Genomic DNA, 1,715 nt, shown 5'->3' with positions numbered 1-1,715 from the left:
TTTGTGTCCTTTGTGGTAAAAAGATTTTTCTTTATCAAGATTAGGAGTTTTCCATGGCTAATGAATTTTCATTACGTTGCTATTGTTATCTTGACCGAATGCAGCCGCAGTATGCGGCCTTCGTTGGCACGATCACGCAAGGAGATCTGCCTACCTCAGGGATGGCTTCCCTCTACATCGAGATGGCTCCCGGCAATGAAGTTTTTCGCATGGTCGATATTGCCGTAAAGGCTACCGAAGCCAAGCCCGGTGCGCAAATTGTTGAGCGCGAATTTGGGATGTTTGAGATCCATTCGCATAAGCAAGCTGATGTTCTTGAATCCGGTCGGATTGTTCTTGACCGACTTGGTCTAAGCGCAGAGGATCGAATCCGTCCAAAAGTGGCTTCGGTGCAGGTCATCACCAATATTGACCCCTATCAGGCGCAGTTGCTCAATCGTTGGAGACGTGGGACCATGCTCGTCCCCGGCCAGACCCTGCTTGTGGTTGAGTGCGCTCCAGCGGCCTATATTAACTATGCCTGTAACGAAGCTGAAAAAGCATCCAATATCAACGTGGTCCATGTTGCTTCAGTTGGGCGCTTTGGTCGCATGTGGCTTTCAGGTACAGAATCTGAAGCAATCACTGCACGAGATGCCGCCATTCGCGCCCTTGAAAACCTCGAAGGTGTCGACGGCTAGATCAGGAGTTATCCATGGCGAAAACCTTTTATACAGAACGAGATATTGAAGATTTGGTCAAACAGGGCGTGCTTTCACTGGTTGTGGATGATAACGTTGCGTTGACCGATCTGGCCTACACACGGGCAAATAAATTGGGGATGGAAATGGTCACTCAGAACGATAAACCGCCTGCAGCGCCAGAGCGACCGTATATCGCTCAGCCCGTTAAAAAGGTGACTGCGCAGAAGTCTGCGCCGGTACGCAACGTGACCTCTAGCCTGCCTCCGTCTGATAAACATGTTCTGCACGAGCGCATCCACGCGGCTGTTGTCGCCAAGCTGGGAACTTCGGTCGATCCCAAACTGCTCGATGTGATCATCACACGTGTGCTGAGAAATATCAACACCAACTAAGGCATAAATATGTTACTAGGACGCGTCCGCGGCACAGCGATTTGCACAGTGAAATACCCCGATATGAAGGGGATGAAATTGCTTATCGTGCAGCCGCTCGATAGCCACCTCGAGGATGCGGGCCCCATGCAGGTGGCCGTGGACGTAGTGGATGCCGGTCCCGGCGATCTGTGCATGATGGTCCGCTCGCGCGAAGCCGCTCTTTCGATGAGGGAGCATAAATTTGTCCCCGTCGATCTTTCGTTGGTCGGTATTGTGGACGAATTAACCGTCCGCCCTGATGGGGAGTTTGATTTCACGCTAAAGAAGGGTTGGACAAAATACACATGATCCTTGGTAAAGTGACCGGTACGGTTGTAACAACCATCAGCCATCCCCATTTTGATCATCGTCGTTTGCTCACTGTCCAGCCGCTGATGCTGGAAGGTGAAAGCGCAACAGGTGATTTCATCGCTGTGGATAATACTCAGGCGGGCATCGGCGATACCGTCCTTGTCAACCGTGAGGGTAACGGTGCGCGTGCCACGCTCAACCTGCCGGATGGCTGTATTATTTCTGTTATTGTAGGAATCGTGGATTCGTTATATGTAGAGTAATCATTAAGGGAATTTCTCATAGGCCCAGTATAAACCCAAATGCC

4 protein-coding genes are annotated in these 1,715 nt (G+C 50.8%); all 4 read left to right on the top strand.

Annotated elements, in window-relative coordinates:
* Window positions 1-53: 53 nt before the first annotated feature.
* From AC3DOM_RS09760 to AC3DOM_RS09745, 4 genes are read left to right on the top strand one after another with little or no spacing between them, the layout of a single operon-like run.
* Entirely contained in the window at window positions 54-680 is a 627-nt protein-coding gene (locus AC3DOM_RS09760) for a hypothetical protein (RefSeq protein WP_487918855.1), read from the top strand.
* 14 nt (window positions 681-694) lie between these two features.
* Window positions 695-1,075 (top strand): hypothetical protein, encoded by a 381-nt coding sequence (locus AC3DOM_RS09755; RefSeq protein WP_487918854.1) that lies wholly within the window; start codon window positions 695-697, stop codon window positions 1,073-1,075.
* A 9-nt stretch (window positions 1,076-1,084) separates the two neighbouring features.
* Window positions 1,085-1,405: a EutN/CcmL family microcompartment protein gene (locus AC3DOM_RS09750; protein WP_487918853.1), complete on the top strand. Its 321-nt coding sequence runs from the start codon at window positions 1,085-1,087 to the stop codon at window positions 1,403-1,405.
* Entirely contained in the window at window positions 1,402-1,671 is a 270-nt protein-coding gene (locus AC3DOM_RS09745; RefSeq protein ID WP_487918852.1) for a EutN/CcmL family microcompartment protein, read from the top strand. The genes AC3DOM_RS09750 and AC3DOM_RS09745 overlap by 4 nt, the downstream gene beginning before the upstream one ends.
* The last annotated feature ends 44 nt before the right edge of the window (window positions 1,672-1,715 follow it).

It is taken from the genome of Candidatus Desulfolinea nitratireducens, assembly GCF_982879505.1.
The sequence above is the reverse complement of the archived record's forward strand: the minus strand, read 5'-3'. Positions and strand labels throughout refer to the sequence as shown.

Excerpts from the sequence above, each read along its gene's own strand:
- AC3DOM_RS09750 (WP_487918853.1), top strand. The coding sequence starts at position 1,085 with ATGTTACTAGGACGCGTCCGCGGCACAGCGATTTGCACAGTGAAATAC.
- AC3DOM_RS09760 (WP_487918855.1), top strand. The coding sequence starts at position 54 with ATGGCTAATGAATTTTCATTACGTTGCTATTGTTATCTTGACCGAATG.
- AC3DOM_RS09745 (WP_487918852.1), top strand. The coding sequence starts at position 1,402 with ATGATCCTTGGTAAAGTGACCGGTACGGTTGTAACAACCATCAGCCAT.
- AC3DOM_RS09755 (WP_487918854.1), top strand. The coding sequence starts at position 695 with ATGGCGAAAACCTTTTATACAGAACGAGATATTGAAGATTTGGTCAAA.